Source organism: Burkholderia lata, from assembly GCF_902499335.1.
GTDB classification, from domain to species: Bacteria; Pseudomonadota; Gammaproteobacteria; order Burkholderiales; family Burkholderiaceae; genus Burkholderia; species Burkholderia lata_B.
In genome coordinates this window covers 114,960-130,851 of sequence record NZ_CABVQK010000017.1, presented here as the reverse complement: position 1 = coordinate 130,851, position 15,892 = coordinate 114,960, and the positions used below count along the sequence as shown (strand labels likewise).

Here is a 15,892-nt window from a genome sequence, read left to right as displayed (position 1 = left end):
CGGGCCGTCACCGGCCGATGCGCAGTTCGTGAGTTCAGATCTCGTCGAGCCGGCGGCCCGACAGCGCGCGCTTGATGCTCTTGTCCATCCGGCGCGCCGCGAATTCGTCGGTGCCGTCGGCCAGCGCCTTGGTCGCCGCTTCGATCGCGTTCGTATCGTCGCCCTGCGCCACCGCGCGCAGCGCCGCAGCCAACGTGTCGACGTGCGTGCGCTCGTCCGCGTCGAGCAGTTCGCCGTCGGCCGCCAGCGCGGCCTGCGTCGCCTCGAGCATCCGCTCGGCCTCGACCTGCGCTTCGCGCAGCGCGCGTGCGCGCATGTCGATTTCGGCGGTCTTGAAGCTGTCCTCGAGCATCTTGGCGATGTCGTCGTCGGCAAGACCGTACGACGGCTTCACGACAACCGACGCCTCGACGCCCGACAACTGCTCGCGAGCGAACACCGACAGCAGGCCGTCCGCGTCGACCTGGTAGGTCACGCGAATGCGCGCGGCGCCGGCCGTCATCGGCGGAATGCCGCGCAGCTCGAAGCGCGCGAGCGACCGGCAGTCGGCAACGAGCTCGCGCTCGCCCTGCACGACGTGGATCGCCATCGCGGTCTGGCCGTCCTTGAAGGTCGTGAATTCCTGCGCGCGCGCGATCGGAATCGTCGAGTTGCGCGGAATGATCTTCTCGACGAGGCCGCCCATCGTCTCGACACCGAGCGACAGCGGAATCACGTCGAGCAGCAGCCAGTCGTCGCCGGTGCCGCGATTGCCTGCGAGCAGGTCGGCCTGGATTGCCGCGCCGAGCGCGACGACCTGGTCCGGATCGAGGTTCACGAGCGGCGGCTGGCCGAAATGCTTCGCGACCGCATCGCGAATCACCGGCATGCGCGTCGCGCCGCCGACGAGCACGACACCCTTGATGTCGGCCGGCGTCACCTGCGCGTCGCGCAGCGCCTTGCGGGTCGGCGTGAGCGTGCGCTGCACGAGCGGCTCGACGAGCGACGCGAACGCGTCGTGCGAGATCGTCTGCACGAGGTGCGCACCACCCGACAGCGTGACGTCGAGCGACGCCTGCTGTGCGGACGACAGCGCTTCCTTCAGCACGCGCACGCGGTCGAGCAGCAGGCGCACGTCCTCGGGTGCGAGCGTCTTCGCATCGATGCCGGCCTGCGCGAGCACGTGATCGAACAGCGCATGATCGAAATCGTCGCCGCCGAGCGCGGAATCGCCGCCCGCGGCCAGCACTTCGAACACGCCCTTCGTCAGCTTCAGGATCGACAGGTCGAACGTGCCGCCGCCGAGGTCATACACCGCGTAGAGGCCCTCGGCCCCGTTGTCGAGACCATAGGCAATCGCCGCGGCGGTCGGTTCGTTCAGCAGGCGCAGCACGTTGAGGCCCGCGAGGCGCGCGGCATCCTTGGTCGCCTGGCGTTGCGCTTCGTCGAAATACGCGGGCACCGTGATCACTGCACCGACCAGATCGTCGCCAAGCGAATCTTCCGCGCGATAGCGCAGCGTCGCGAGAATCTCGGCCGAAACCTCGACCGGGCTCTTCACGCCGTCGATGGTGCGGATCTGCACCATGCCCGGCGCGTCGACGAATTCGTACGGTGCGTTAGCCGCGCCTTCGACCTCGGCCTTGCCGCGGCCCATGAAGCGCTTCACCGACACGATCGTGTTGCGCGGATCGGTCGCGGCCTGCTCTTTCGCCTCGTGACCGATGCGGCGGCCGCCCTTTTCAAGGTAGCGGACCACCGACGGCAGCAACACGCGACCCGCTTCGTCCGGCAGGACTTCGGGCACGCTGTTGCGCACGGCCGCGACGAGCGAGTTCGTCGTGCCGAGATCGATCCCGACGGCGAGTCGCCGCTGATGCGGCGCCGGCGCCATGCCCGGTTCGGAAATTTGCAGTAAAGCCATCTTGGTTCGTTCGGGCGCTCGGCCCGTTTGCTGCGCGTGCCGCAAGGCACGCGGTTAAGTTTCGAGGCGCTCGATCTGCGCGCCCACTTCCGACGCGACCCGTTCGATGAACATCAGCTGGCGCACGGCCTCGGCGGCCGCCTGATCGGCGCCGCTGTCGAGCAGCGTGCCGAGACGCTCCACACGCACGCGCCGCTCGTCGCGCAGCTCGGCGAGCAGCGCATCGAGCGCGTCGACGTTGCGGGCGGCCGCGGCATCCTCGATGCCCTCGCGCCACTCCATCTGCTGCATCAGGAACGCAGGCTCCATCGCGGTGTTGTTTTCCGCGCCGATGTCGACACCGCGCAGCGACAGGAGATACGACGCGCGCTTCAGCGGATCGCGCAGCGTGCGGTACGCCTCGTTCGCGCGGGTTGCCCATTGCATCGCGATGCGCTTCTGCGCATCGCCGGCCGCCGCGAAGCGGTCCGGATGCACCTGAGTCTGCACCGTTCGATAGGCGGCGTCGAGCACCGTCTCGTCGAGCGCGAATTGCGCCGGCAGGTGAAACAGGTCGAAATGGCTGTCTTTCAGCGAGACCATCGTCGCGTTCAATTCCGGTTCGTCGCGCGGCAAACGCCGCACATTAAAAAGGCGGCCCGTGCCGCCTCTTGCCCGCATCGCGCGGTGATTCGCGTGGTCACACGCGGAACGATTCGCCGCAGCCGCACTCGTCCTTCACGTTCGGGTTGTTGAACTTGAACCCTTCGTTCAGGCCTTCGCGTGCGAAGTCGAGTTCGGTGCCGTCGATGTAGGCAAGGCTCTTCGGATCGACGATGACCTTCACGCCATGGCTCTCGAACACCTGATCCTCGGGAGCCAGCTCGTCGACATACTCGAGCTTGTACGCGAGCCCCGAGCACCCGGTCGTGCGAACGCCAAGCCGCAGGCCCACACCCTTGCCGCGACGGACGAGGTATTTCTGGACGTGCTGTGCTGCTTTTTCGGTCAGTGTAATTGCCATGATGTCCTTGCCGCGGCGCGCCACGGAGGCCCGCCGCGTTCCTTCACTCGCGTGCTCGATGCCGCTCAGGCAGCTGCCTGATCGCCTTCCTTGGTGTCGTGACGCTTCTTGTAGTCGGCCACGGCTGCCTTGATCGCGTCTTCCGCGAGGATCGAGCAGTGAATCTTCACCGGCGGCAGCGCGAGTTCTTCGGCGATCTGCGTGTTCTTGATCGACAGTGCTTCGTCGAGCGTCTTGCCCTTCACCCACTCGGTGACGAGCGAGCTCGACGCGATCGCCGAACCGCAACCGTACGTCTTGAACTTCGCGTCTTCGATCACGCCGTCCGCGCCGACGCGGATCTGCAGCTTCATCACGTCGCCGCAGGCCGGCGCGCCGACCATGCCCGTGCCGACCGTGTCGTCGTCCTTCGCGAACGAACCGACGTTGCGCGGGTTTTCGTAGTGATCCAGAACCTTGTTGCTGTAAGACATGACTCAGACTCCTTGACTCGTTACGTCTGCGTGCGCGAATCCGCCCGCGGGTATGTTCAATCCGGCGCTCAGTGTGCGGCCCATTCGATCGTCGACAGATCGATGCCTTCCTGGTGCATTTCCCAGAGCGGCGAGAGTTCGCGCAGCTTCGCGATCTTGCTGTTCAGCAGGTTGATCACGAAGTCGACTTCCTGCTCCGTCGTGAAGCGGCCGACCGTGAAGCGGATCGAGCTGTGTGCCAGCTCGTCGTTGCGGCCGAGCGCACGCAGCACGTACGACGGCTCCAGCGACGCCGACGTGCATGCGGAGCCCGACGACACCGCGACGTCCTTGATCGCCATGATCAGCGACTCGCCTTCGACGAAGTTGAAACTGATGTTGAGGTTGTGCGGGACACGGCGTTCCATGTCGCCGTTCACGTACGTTTCCTCGATCTGCGACAGGCCGCGCAGCAGCTTGTCGCGCAGCATGCGGACGCGCTCGTTTTCCGTCGCCATTTCTTCACGTGCGATACGGAACGCTTCGCCCATGCCGACGATCTGGTGCGTCGCCAGCGTGCCCGAACGCATGCCGCGCTCGTGGCCGCCGCCGTGCATCTGCGCCTCGATGCGCACACGCGGCTTGCGACGCACGTACAGCGCGCCGATGCCCTTCGGGCCGTAGGTCTTGTGCGCCGAGAACGACATCAGGTCGACCTTCAGCTTCGCGAGGTCGATCACGACCTTGCCGGTCGACTGTGCGGCGTCGACGTGGAACACGATGCCCTTCTCGCGGCAGATTTCACCGATCGTCTCGATGTCCTGGATCACGCCGATCTCGTTGTTCACGTGCATCACCGACACGAGGATCGTGTCCGGGCGCAGTGCGGCCTTGAACACGTCGAGGTCGATCAGGCCGTCATCCTTCACGTCGAGGTAGGTGACTTCGAAACCGTCGCGCTCGAGTTCGCGGCAGGTATCGAGCACGGCCTTGTGCTCGGTCTTCACCGTGATGATGTGCTTGCCCTTGCCCTTGTAGAAGTTCGCGGCACCCTTGATCGCGAGGTTGTCCGATTCCGTAGCGCCGGACGTCCAGATGATCTCGCGCGGATCCGCGTTCACGAGCGCGGCCACGTTCTCGCGCGCTTCCTCGACTGCACGCTCCGCATCCCAGCCATATGCGTGGCTGCGCGACGCCGGGTTGCCGAACTGCTCGCGCAGGTACGGCACCATCTTGTCGACCACGCGCGGATCGACCGGTGTCGTCGCGCTGTAATCCATATAGATGGGCAGGTGGAGAGTGTCTTGGGTCATCTGTCGCTCCGGGAATTCTGTGCAGGGACTATGTGCGTTATGGGGTATGGCGGCGCCTTCGCGCTCACGAACTCGCGATGTTGAACACCGAGTTGGGGCCGAGCGGCATCGTGCGCGCCGGCTCGGCCGGTGCCGCGACGGGCTCCGGCGTTCGACGGTCGCGCAGCACCGCGGGGGCGCCCTCACGAGCGCGCTGCTGATCGACGAGATCCTGCAGCGACACCGAATCGAGGTATTCGACCATCTTCTGGTTCAGCGTCGACCACAGCTCGTGCGTCATGCAATGGCCGTCGGGCTGCTTCGAGCCGTCGCACGTGCCTTTGCCGCCGCACTGCGTGGCGTCGAGCGGTTCATCAACCGCGATGATGATGTCGGCAACGGTGACGTCCTGCGCGCGACGCGCGAGGTTGTAGCCGCCGCCCGGGCCGCGCACGGATTCGACGATTTCATGCCTGCGCAGCTTGCCGAACAGCTGTTCGAGATACGAGAGCGAAATCCGCTGGCGCTGGCTGATGCCTGCAAGCGTCACCGGGCCCTGCTCCTGGCGCAGTGCCAAGTCAATCATCGCCGTGACGGCGAAACGGCCTTTGGTGGTGAGTCTCATGGTGTCTAGGGGACTGCAATCTTGACGATTTTGGTCAAGTATAAATATTTGACGTTTTTAGTCAAGTATCCATGTCTTTGAAAGGGTATTCGCAGACCGCTGAATTCCGCGCGATCAGCGCTCCGTGCGGGCCCGGAGCGTCTCCAGCAGGCCCGCGCACGCGCGCTCGACCTGATCGAGCACCTGCTCGAAGCCCTGCGTACCGCCGAAATAGGGATCGGCCACTTCGGTTTCGGTCGAATCCGGCGCGAACTCCATCAGCAACCGCACCTTGTCGCGATGCTGCGGCGGACAGCGGCGGCGCAACTCCGCGAGATTCGCCTCGTCCATCGCGAGCAGCAGGTCGAAGCGCTCGAAATCCGCCGCGCTCACCTGTCGTGCGCGCAGCGCCGACAGATCGTAGCCGCGACCGAGAGCGGCAGCCTGCGCACGCGTATCGGGCGGCTCGCCGACGTGCCAGTCGCCGGTTCCGGCCGAATCGATCGCGATCCGGTCCGCCAGCGCGGCCGCGTCGACCTGGTGACGCATCACGCCTTCCGCGGTGGGCGAACGGCAGATGTTGCCGAGACAGACGAAACAGATCGAAACGCGGGTCATCGTGCTATCGGAAAGCCGCGGCGGACCGCGTGGCAGAAGAACACGCCATTATACAAAGGCGGCCGAAATCGCGCCGCCGCGCAAAGCGACGGCGCCGTGCCTTACAGCGCCTTCGGCGCGGCGAGCACGACGTCACCGGACGCCGCCGGCAGCGGCTTCGCCGCGTCGTCGACCAGCCCGAACGACACCGCACGCGCCAGCTCGGCAGATGCCTGGTGTGCCGCGAGCGGGCCACGCGACGGCGCATCGGCCATCGCATGCAGATAGGCAGCCGCAGCCAGCGGAACGACGATTGCCAGCGGCCAGTACATCGATATTGTCTTTCTCATGATGCGGACCTCCTTGACCTCGTACCCCGGAACCCAATTCCGGGGACTACAGACAGGATTCTATAGACCGCACCTATCGAGATAAATATACAAATAGCGAACGCACTGTTGTCGCCGGATGAACAGTCGTCAGCCGAGGTGGCTTTGCGACGCCGCGTACAGCTCGCGGAACGTGCGCCCGGTCGGTGTCGGCATGTCGCGCGTATCCATCCAGCCGCCCATCATCGGCAGACGCCGCAGCGTGCCGCCGTTGCCGCCCAGCCGCTCGAGGATGCGCACCGCGAGCTTGGTCGTCAGCGCGTACAGCATCGGCCGGCGCGCGACGAAGCCCCATGCGGCGAGCGCCGCCCGCTCGCGCCACGGCCGCAGGTGCCGCTCGACCTGCTTCTCGCGCAGCGTGCGTAACAGATTCGACAACGGAATCCCGGCCGGGCACACGCTGTCGCATTCCCCGCAGAGGGTTGCGGCCTGCGGCAGGTCGAGCGCGCGGTCGAGTCCGACGTAGCTCGGCGTCAGCACGGACCCCATCGGCCCCGGGTAGACCCAGCCGTACGCATGGCCGCCTACCTTCTGGTAAACCGGACAATGGTTCATGCATGCGCCGCAGCGGATGCAGCGCAGCATCTCCTGGAATTCGCCGCCGATCAGCCCGGTGCGGCCACCGTCGACGAGCACCACGTAGTTGTGCTCGGGGCCGTCCTCGTCGCCCGGCCCGCGCGGCCCGGTCAGCAGCGAGAAATAGTTCGACGTCTTCTGCCCGGTCGCGGAGCGCGGCAGCAGGCGCATCGCGGTCGCGAGATCCTCGAGCGTCGGCAGCACCTTCTCGATGCCCGTCACCGCGACGTGCACGCGCGGCATCACCGTGCACATCCCCTCGTTCCCTTCGTTCGTCACGATCGCGACCGAACCGGTCTCGGCGATCACGAAGTTGCCGCCCGTCACGCCCATGTCGGCCGACATGAAATGCGGGCGCAGCACCTCGCGCGCCTCGCGCGTCATGTCCGGAATCTCGGTGAGCCGCTCGCGATGGTGCGTGCGCGCGAACAGGTCGGCGATCTCGTCCTTGTCCTTGTGCACGACGGGCGCAATGATGTGGCTCGGCGGCTCGTTGTCGTTGATCTGCAGGATGTATTCGCCGAGATCCGTTTCGATCGACTGCACGCCCATTTCCGCGAGCACCGCGTTCAGGCGCATTTCCTCCGACACCATCGACTTGGTCTTGATGACCTTCTTCACGTCGTGACGGCGCGCGATGTCGGCCACGAGCCGCGCGGCATCCGCGGTCGTTTCGGCGAACAGCACCGTCGTGCCGCGCCGCGTCGCCTCGCGCTCGAACGCCTCGAGCCACACGTCGAGGTTCTCCAGCGCGCGGTTGCGGCGAGCCTTCAGCGCGGCGCGCGTGGCCGGGAAGTCGATCGCGGTCATCGCGTCGGCGCGCGCGGACACGAATTTTGTCGACAGCTTCTTCAGGTTCTGCTGCAGGCGCTGGTCGGCCAGCTTCTGGCCGGCGCGCGCCTTGAAATGCATCGATTGGACTTGCATCGCGGTATCGGGGGAAAAGTGAGCGGAACCGGGCGTCAGACGTCGCCCGCCAGCACCTGCGCGACGTGCAGCACGCGCGTGTCGCGGTCGCCGGTGCGGCGCAACCGCCCTTCGATGTTCAGCATGCAGCCGAGATCGCCGAGCACGACGGCACCCGTGCCCGACGCGCGCACGTTCGCGCATTTCTCGTCCGCGATGGCCGCCGAAATGTCGCCGTACTTGACCGCGAACGTGCCGCCGAAGCCGCAGCAATGCTCGCAGTCCTTCATCTCGGTGACCGCGATGCCGCGCTGCGCGAGCAGCGCGCGCGGCTGTGCCTTCACGCCGAGCTCGCGCAGGCCCGAGCAAGAATCATGGTAGGTGACGGGCCCGGTGAATTCGCCCGGTGCGAGCGACACCTTCGCGACGTTCGCCAGGAAATCGGTCAGTTCGTAGACCTTCTGCTGGAACCGCGTGTAGCGCCCCATCAGCTCGGGGTCGTCGCGGAACAGGTCGCCGTAGTGCGCGCGGATCATCCCGCCGCACGAACCCGACGGCGCGACGACGTAATCGAACTGCTCGAACTCGCGCAGCGTCTTTTCCGCGAGATCGCGTGCGAGCGCGCGGTCGCCCGAGTTGTAGGCCGGCTGGCCGCAGCAAGTCTGCGCGGGCGGCACGATCACCTCGTAGCCGGCGTCGCGAATCAGCTTGAGCGCCGAAAAACCGATTTCGGGGCGCATCAGATCGACCAGGCAGGTCACGAACAAACCGACTCGCATACGTGCTCCTTCGAGAAAACGGCTCTCATTATCCGCCGTTTGGCCGGCAAGACCAACGCCAGCTCTCGCGCAAGCCCGCACTGCGCGAAACGAGGGTTTCCTCGAACGGCGTTCGCTTTTTTCACGATACGAGATACAATCATTCCAACACCGCTTGACGCGTCAACCGATTTCTCCCCCGACATGAGCCAACCCACCCCGGATTCAAAAACGTCGATCCAGGTGATCGAACGCATGATGCGGCTGCTGGACGCGCTCGCCGCGCACAGTGACCCTGTCAGCCTGAAGGAGCTTGCGCAGCGGACGGAGCTGCACCCGTCGACCGCGCACCGCATCCTCAACGACATGGTGACCTGCCGTCTCGTCGACCGCTCCGATCCCGGCACGTACCGCCTCGGCATGCGGCTGCTGGAGCTCGGCAACCTCGTGAAGGCGCGCCTGTCGGTACGCGACGCGGCGCTGATGCCGATGCGCGAGCTGCACCGTCTCACCGGGCAGACCGTGAACCTGTCGGTGCGCCAGGGCGACGAGATCGTCTACATCGAGCGTGCGTATTCGGAGCGCTCGGGGATGCAGGTCGTTCGCGCGATCGGTGGCCGCGCGCCGCTGCACCTCACGTCGGTCGGCAAGCTGTTCCTCGCGGCCGACGAAACGTCGCGCGTGCGCGCCTATGCGACGCGCACGGGGCTGTCCGGCCATACGCAGAACAGCATCACCGACATCGCGAAGCTCGAGCGCGAGCTGACGATCGTGCGCCAGCAATCGTGCGCGCGCGACAACGAGGAGCTGGAGCTCGGCGTGCGCTGTATCGCGGCCGGCATCTACGACGATTCGGGCAAGCTCGTCGCGGGCCTGTCGCTGTCGGCGCCGGCCGATCGTCTCCAGGATGCGTGGCTCGGCCAGTTGAGCCGCACGGCCCTCACCATTTCGGAATCGCTCGGCTACCGGCCGGCGCCCGCGAAGGATGCGGACGGGCTGCAGCGGCAGGCGTAAGCCCCTCCCGCGCACCCAATGAAAAAGCCCCGCGATTGCGGGGCTTTTTTTTCAGCCAACGGCGCGGCGGTGAACCGCCACGCCACCGTGCGATCAGGTCCCGCCGTTCGGCGTATTGGCCGCCGTCAGGCGCTCGCCGCCACCGGCATCGAGCCAGTTGCGCAGGCGCGCCGCATCGGCGAAGCGCGAATACTTGCCGAACGAATCGAGCAGCACCATCACCATCGGCTTGCCGTGGATCGTCGCCTGCATCACGAGACATTCGCCCGCTTCGTTGATGAAACCCGTCTTCTGCAGACCGATGTCCCACGAGCCGTTGCCGCGGATCAGCGCGTTCGTGCTGTTGTAGACGAGATTGCGCTTGCCCGTGTACACCTCGTAGGTGCGATCGGTCGAGAACTGACGAATCATCGGGTACTGGTACGCCGCATTGACCATCTTCACGAGATCGCGTGCGCTCGACACGTTCGAGCTCGACAGACCCGTCGAATTCTCGAAGTGCGTATCGGTCATGCCGAGCGACTTCGCCTTCGCGTTCATCGCGGCGATGAACGCCGGACGGCCGCCCGCGTAGTAACGCGACAGCGCGGCGGCCGCGCGGTTTTCCGACGCCATCAGCGCGATGTGCAGCATGTCTTCACGCGACAGCACCGAGCCGACCGACAGGCGCGAACCCGTGCCCTTCTCGTAATCGCGGTCTTCGTCGGTGACTTCGATCTGGTCGGTCATCGGCGTCTTCGAGTCGAGGACGACCATCGCCGTCATCAGCTTCGAGATCGATGCGATCGGCACGACGGCGTGCGAATTCTTGTCGAACAGCGGCTCGCCCGAGTTCTGGTCGACGACGTACGCGACGCTCGAACGCAGCGCGAGCGCGTCCGGCGTGTCGTGCAGGCCGAAGGCCTGGCCGACGGTCGGCCGGCGCGGCTGGAACGCGACCTTGCGGACTGCGCCGTGATGGCCGCCATGCACGTTCGACGCGAGCGTCATGCGCTTGCGCGATGCCTTCGCGCGCGGCGCGTCGGCGGCCGCGACCTTCGCGGATTTGTCGGAGCTGGCCTTGGCCGACTTCTTCTTCGCGGACGAAGCAGGAGCGACAGCCTTTTTCTTGGCGGCTTGTTGGGTCTTCGCAGTGGCGGCAAAGGCGTCAGCGGGCGCGACGGTCGCGGTGGTCGCCAGCAAGGCGACTGCGACCGACACAGCCGTGCCGAGCGTCATGCTCTGCAACAATCTGCGCGGTGAAAACGATTCGGCTTTCATTGGGGTCTGGACAAAGCGGGCGGGAGGTTTCCGCAAGTGTAGTTAAAGCTGAAAAAAAGAGCAATATTAGGCACTTACCGATCGTCGTTAAACCGGAATGTAAGGGTCGGCCAACCTCTGACCAATGAACCCTCCCGCTCCCATCGAAAAAATTCATGGGATGCGCTGCCCGACAGTACCCGTCTCCCGATTACACACGGTTAATTGAGATAACGTCACTTCGGAGGCGATTTAAAGCGGGGAAACTACGTATCCGGCGCTCGGGGTGCCATGGGCGCCGGTCTCGGCCGTGGCGGCGGCACGTCGCCACGGTACGCGCATCGAAACGGCGCGTTTTCGACAGGAACAGAAGGATAACGTTCCACAGGCCTGTCAGGTTTACCTGTGCATGATCATGGTGCGCCGCGCCTGCCCCGCAGCCGTGCGCACCATGTGGGAACCGCGCCTGAAACCGATTCCGAACGGCCACGATAACTCATTGTTTTATCGATAATTTGTCACGGTTGTGCAACGCACAAAAAATACTTGACATCCATTTTCTCTGCCCTAAAATACGCTTCATTGCTGCGTTGCACAAAGCACGCACGTCCGAGATTCCCCAGCGTAGTGCCCTTCACTCTGCGATCGACGCGATCGCTTTTCAGGAGCTTGACATGTCCTTGCTGACCCCCGAGCAAATCGCCGCTGCACAGAAAGCCAACCTCGAAAGCCTGTTCGGTCTGACCGCCAAGGCGTTCGAAGGCGTCGAAAAGCTGATCGAACTGAACCTGCAAGTCGTGAAGTCGACGCTGGCAGAGGGCCAGGAAAACGCACAGCGCCTGCTGTCGGTGAAGGACGCGCAGGAACTGATCGCGCTGCAAGCCAGCCTGTCGCAGCCGGCCGCGGAAAAGGTCCTGTCGTACAGCCGTCACCTGTACGAAATCGCATCGTCGACGCAAGCCGAGTTCGCGAAGGTTGCCGAAGCGCAATTCGAAGAGCAGAACAAGAAGGTCCAGGCACTCGTCGACAACGTCGCGAAGAACGCCCCGGCCGGTTCGGAAACGGCTGTCGCCGCACTGAAGTCGGCACTGAACGCTGCGAACACCACGTACGAAACGGTTCAGAAGGCAGCGAAGCAAGCCGTCGAAATCGCTGAAACGAACTTCAACGCTGCTGCTGCCGTCGCAACGAAGGCTGCTACCGCCGCTGCTGCACGTCGTACGAGCAAGCCGGCCGCGTAAGCGTCCCCTGCTCCTGAAAGAGCCGCGCCCAGCGCGGCTTTTTCGTTTCTGGCGTCGGAACACGCTGGAACCGGCACATTGCCGGTCGTTCTCGAACGGTCGTTTGAGCATCGGCCGCAAATAAAAGAAAACGCCGCCGCCCGGATTGCCCGGGAAGCGGCGTTTTTTCGTGGCCGGCAGATTGCCGGCCGTGCCGGCTGCGTTACTTCTTGCGTTGCGGCGGCAGGTCCGTACAGACGCCTTCGTACAGCTCGGCGGCCATGCCGACCGATTCGCCGAGCGTCGGGTGCGGATGGATCGTCTTGCCGATGTCTTCCGCGTCCGCGCCCATCTCGACGGCGAGGCACACTTCGCTGATCAGGTCGCCCGCGTTCAGGCCGACGATGCCGCCGCCGATCACGCGATGGGTTTCCTCATCGAAGATCAGCTTCGTGAAGCCTTCGTCGCGGCCGTTCGCGATCGCGCGGCCCGAAGCGGCCCACGGGAACACGGCCTTGCCGTACTTGATGCCTTCGGCCTTGCACTGCTCTTCCGTCTTGCCGGCCCAGGCCACTTCCGGATCGGTGTAGGCCACCGACGGGATCTGCAGCGCATCGAAGTACGACTTCTCGCCGTGCGCGGCTTCCGCTGCGACGTGGCCTTCGTGCACGGCCTTGTGCGCGAGCATCGGCTGACCGACGATATCGCCGATCGCGAAGATGTGCGGGACGTTCGTGCGCATTTGCTTGTCGACGTCGATGAAGCCGCGATCCGTCACGGCCACACCGGCCTTGTCGGCGCCGATCTTCTTGCCGTTCGGGCTACGGCCCACCGCGACGAGCACGAGGTCGTAGCGCTGCGGCTCTGCCGGCGCCTTCTCGCCCTCGAACGTCACGTAGATGCCGTCTTCCTTCGCTTCCGCGCCGACCGTCTTGGTCTTCAGCATCACGTTGCCGAAGCGCTTCGCGTTGTACTTTTCCCAGACCTTGACGAGATCGCGGTCCGCGCCGTTCATCAGCACGTCGAGCATTTCGACGACGTCGATCTCGGCGCCGAGCGTCGAGTAGACCGTCGCCATTTCGAGACCGATGATGCCACCGCCGATCACGAGCATCCGCTTCGGCTGCTGGCGCAGTTCGAGCGCGCCGGTCGAATCGACAATGCGCGGGTCTTCCGGCAGGAACGGCAGCTTCACCGATTGCGAACCGGCCGCGATGATCGCCTGCTTGAAGCGGACGACCTTCTTGCCATTCTCGCCCTGCACTTCCATGTGATACGGATCGACGAACGACCCGACGCCCGTGACGACTTCGACCTTGCGTGCCTTCGCCATGCCGGCGAGGCCCGTCGTCAGTTTCTTGACGACGCCCGACTTGAAGTCGCGCAGCTTGTCGAGGTTGATCTCGGGCTTGCCGAACGTGATGCCGTGCGACGCGAGCGCCGCGGCTTCCTCGACGACGAGCGACGTATGCAGCAGTGCTTTCGACGGGATGCAGCCGACGTTCAGGCACACGCCGCCGAGCGTCGAGTAGCGTTCGACGAGCACGGTCTTCATGCCGAGGTCGGCAGCGCGGAACGCGGCCGAGTACCCGCCGGGGCCGGCGCCGAGCACGAGCATGTCGCACTCGATGTCGGCTGCACCTGCGTAGCTGCCGGCTTGCGGCGCGGGCGCCGGAGCGGCGGCGGCCGGTGCCGGCGCAGCTGCTGCGGGCTTGGCCGGTTCCGCTGCTTTCGCGGGAGCGGCGGCGCCTGCTGCTGCTTCGACGATGGCGATGACGGTGCCTTGCGAGACTTTCTCGCCGGCTTTGACCTTGATTTCCTTGACGGTGCCGGCGACGTCGCTGGGCACTTCCATGGAGGCTTTATCGGATTCGAGCGTGATGAGCGTTTGCTCTTTTTCGATCACGTCGCCGGGTTTGACGTTGACTTCGATGACATCGACGCCGCTGAAATCGCCGATATCCGGAACCTTGACTTCGATGAGACTCATTACTGTCCCCTTCTTGATTAGCTGCAGACAGAGGGGGAGAAACCCGCGAAAGAACCCAAGACTACGGCCTGAAGGAAAACGCGAACCTGGGGCAGGACCACCTTTGCCGTCCGCCCAAGGACGCGCCTTTCTTTTGGTTACTTTTCTTTGGAAGACAAAGAAAAGTGACCGCCGCCCCGCGCAGGGGCGACGCTAATAGACCGTTAGCAAAACAGGTTCAACGACAGGGCGCGGATAACAAACAAAACCCCCACGCCCCCGCGAGCTCCCCCGCTCATCAAAGAATGATGCGACGGAAATCCGCGAGCAACGCGCCGAGATACGCATTGAACCGCGCGGCTTCCGCGCCATCGATCACGCGATGGTCATACGACAGCGACAGCGGCAGCGTCAGACGCGGCACGAATTGCTTGCCGTCCCACACCGGCTTCATCTGGCCGCGCGACAACCCGAGGATCGCCACTTCCGGCGCGTTGATGATCGGCGTGAAGTTCGTGCCGCCGATCCCGCCGAGCGACGAGATCGAGAAGCAGCCGCCTTGCATCTGGTCCGGCTTCAGCTTGCCGTCGCGTGCGGCCTTCGACAGCTCGGCCATTTCCTTCGCGATATCGACGAGACCCTTCTTGTCCGCATCGCGGATCACCGGGACGACGAGACCGTTCGGCGTGTCCGCGGCGAAACCGACGTGGTAGTACTGCTTGAACACCAGGTTGTCGCCGTCGAGGCTCGCGTTGAACGTCGGGAATTTCTTCAGCGCGGCGACGACCGCCTTGATCACGAACGCGAGCATCGTGAACTTCACGCCCGCCTTCTCGTGCTCCTTGTTCAGCTGCACGCGCAGCGCTTCGAGCTCGGTGATGTCCGCTTCGTCGTTGTTCGTGACGTGCGGGATCATTACCCAGTTGCGATGCAGGTTCGCGCCCGAGATCTTCTTGATGCGCGACAGCGGCTTCGCTTCGAACGGGCCGAACTTCGAGAAGTCGACCTTCGGCCACGGCAGCAGGTTCAGCTCGCCGCCGCCTGCCGGCGCGGCTGCCGCGGCCGGTGCTGCGCGCTGGCCGGTCATCACGCCCTTCACGAAGCCCGTGACGTCTTCCTTCGTAATGCGGCCCTTCGGACCCGAACCCTGCACGCGAGCGACTTCGACGCCGAGCTCGCGCGCGAACTTGCGCACCGACGGCGATGCGTGGCTGGCGCGGTATTCGCCCGACGGCGCGGCGGCCGGAGCCGGCGCGGCAGCAGCCGGTGCCGGTGCGGCCTGCGCGGGTGCTGCGGCGGGTGCCGGCGCCGGAGCGGCAGCGGCCGGAGCCGGTGCGCTCGCCTGCGGTACGGCAGCCGCCGCACCTGCGGCTTCGAGCAGCACGATCAGTGTGCCTTCCGACACGGAATCGCCCACCTTGACCTTGATTTCCTTCACGACACCTGCTGCCGGGCTCGGCACGTCCATCGTCGCCTTGTCCGACTCGAGCGTGACGAGCGACTGCTCCTTCTCGACCGTGTCGCCGACCTTCACGCCGATCTCGATCACCGGCACGTCCTTGTAGTCGCCGATGTCCGGAACCTTCACTTCGAGCGTGCCGCCGCTCGCTGCCGGTGCGGCCGCGGGTGCAGCAGCAGCCGGTGCCGGCGCTGCCGCCGGAGCCGGTGCAGCGGCGGGCGCTGCCGCGCCGTTCGCCTGCGCCGCGGCGCCGCCTTCGAGCAGGATGATCAGCGAGCCTTCCGACACGGAATCGCCCACCTTGACCTTGATTTCCTTCACGACGCCGCCTACCGGGCTCGGCACGTCCATCGTTGCCTTGTCCGACTCGAGCGTGACGAGCGACTGCTCCGGCTCGACGGTATCGCCGACCTTCACGCCGATCTCGATCACCGGGACGTCCTTGTAATCGCCGATATCCGGCACCTTCACTTCGATCGCTTGACTCATCTGTTTCTGTCTCCATGGCCGC

The 15,892-nt window shown here is 65.1% G+C and carries 15 protein-coding genes; 2 read left to right on the top strand and 13 right to left on the bottom strand.

The features are described from left to right. Positions 1–34: 34 nt before the first annotated feature. From hscA to BCO18175_RS33560, 10 genes are all read right to left on the bottom strand, one after another. Positions 35–1,903: a Fe-S protein assembly chaperone HscA gene (gene hscA / locus BCO18175_RS33605; RefSeq protein ID WP_174987330.1), complete on the bottom strand. Its 1,869-nt coding sequence runs from the start codon at positions 1,901–1,903 to the stop codon at positions 35–37. Positions 1,904–1,957: 54 nt separating this feature from the next. Further along, entirely contained in the window at positions 1,958–2,485 is a 528-nt protein-coding gene (hscB, locus tag BCO18175_RS33600; protein ID WP_174987407.1) for a Fe-S protein assembly co-chaperone HscB, read from the bottom strand. A 97-nt stretch (positions 2,486–2,582) separates the two neighbouring features. Further along, positions 2,583–2,906, bottom strand: a complete 324-nt coding sequence (gene iscA / locus BCO18175_RS33595; protein WP_014896627.1) for an iron-sulfur cluster assembly protein IscA — start codon at positions 2,904–2,906, stop codon at positions 2,583–2,585. A 65-nt stretch (positions 2,907–2,971) separates the two neighbouring features. Then, positions 2,972–3,379, bottom strand: coding sequence for a Fe-S cluster assembly scaffold IscU (iscU, locus tag BCO18175_RS33590; protein ID WP_006481982.1), 408 nt, complete (start codon positions 3,377–3,379; stop codon positions 2,972–2,974). 68 nt (positions 3,380–3,447) lie between these two features. Then, positions 3,448–4,671 carry an IscS subfamily cysteine desulfurase gene (locus BCO18175_RS33585; protein WP_174918529.1) on the bottom strand — a complete coding sequence of 408 codons (1,224 nt, stop codon included), beginning with the start codon at positions 4,669–4,671 and terminating at the stop codon, positions 3,448–3,450. A gap of 64 nt (positions 4,672–4,735) precedes the next feature. Further along, entirely contained in the window at positions 4,736–5,275 is a 540-nt protein-coding gene (gene iscR, locus BCO18175_RS33580) for a Fe-S cluster assembly transcriptional regulator IscR (RefSeq protein WP_174918528.1), read from the bottom strand. A 114-nt stretch (positions 5,276–5,389) separates the two neighbouring features. Continuing rightward, entirely contained in the window at positions 5,390–5,872 is a 483-nt protein-coding gene (locus BCO18175_RS33575; protein ID WP_174918527.1) for a low molecular weight protein-tyrosine-phosphatase, read from the bottom strand. A 101-nt stretch (positions 5,873–5,973) separates the two neighbouring features. Next, complete coding sequence (locus tag BCO18175_RS33570) at positions 5,974–6,201, bottom strand: hypothetical protein (RefSeq protein WP_174967305.1); 228 nt, start codon at positions 6,199–6,201, stop codon at positions 5,974–5,976. A gap of 129 nt (positions 6,202–6,330) precedes the next feature. After that, entirely contained in the window at positions 6,331–7,743 is a 1,413-nt protein-coding gene (locus tag BCO18175_RS33565) for a lactate utilization protein B (protein WP_174918525.1), read from the bottom strand. 35 nt (positions 7,744–7,778) lie between these two features. Next, positions 7,779–8,501: a (Fe-S)-binding protein gene (locus BCO18175_RS33560; RefSeq protein WP_069248359.1), complete on the bottom strand. Its 723-nt coding sequence runs from the start codon at positions 8,499–8,501 to the stop codon at positions 7,779–7,781. Positions 8,502–8,684: 183 nt separating this feature from the next. Here BCO18175_RS33560 and BCO18175_RS33555 point away from each other — a divergent pair, with 183 nt between their 5' ends. Continuing rightward, on the top strand, positions 8,685–9,494 hold the full coding sequence (locus tag BCO18175_RS33555; RefSeq protein WP_034183553.1) for an IclR family transcriptional regulator: 810 nt from the start codon (positions 8,685–8,687) through the stop codon (positions 9,492–9,494). Between the two features lie 93 nt (positions 9,495–9,587). Here the strand turns inward: BCO18175_RS33555 and pbpG are convergent, their stop codons facing one another. Further along, complete coding sequence (gene pbpG / locus BCO18175_RS33550) at positions 9,588–10,754, bottom strand: D-alanyl-D-alanine endopeptidase (RefSeq protein WP_174967303.1); 1,167 nt, start codon at positions 10,752–10,754, stop codon at positions 9,588–9,590. Between the two features lie 653 nt (positions 10,755–11,407). Between pbpG and BCO18175_RS33545 the strand changes: the two genes are divergently transcribed. After that, on the top strand, positions 11,408–11,974 hold the full coding sequence (locus BCO18175_RS33545; RefSeq protein WP_174918823.1) for a phasin family protein: 567 nt from the start codon (positions 11,408–11,410) through the stop codon (positions 11,972–11,974). Positions 11,975–12,176: 202 nt separating this feature from the next. Here the strand turns inward: BCO18175_RS33545 and lpdA are convergent, their stop codons facing one another. After that, complete coding sequence (gene lpdA / locus BCO18175_RS33540) at positions 12,177–13,943, bottom strand: dihydrolipoyl dehydrogenase (RefSeq protein ID WP_174918824.1); 1,767 nt, start codon at positions 13,941–13,943, stop codon at positions 12,177–12,179. A gap of 277 nt (positions 13,944–14,220) precedes the next feature. Next, entirely contained in the window at positions 14,221–15,870 is a 1,650-nt protein-coding gene (aceF, locus tag BCO18175_RS33535; RefSeq protein WP_174987328.1) for a dihydrolipoyllysine-residue acetyltransferase, read from the bottom strand. Between the last annotated feature and the right edge of the window lie 22 nt (positions 15,871–15,892).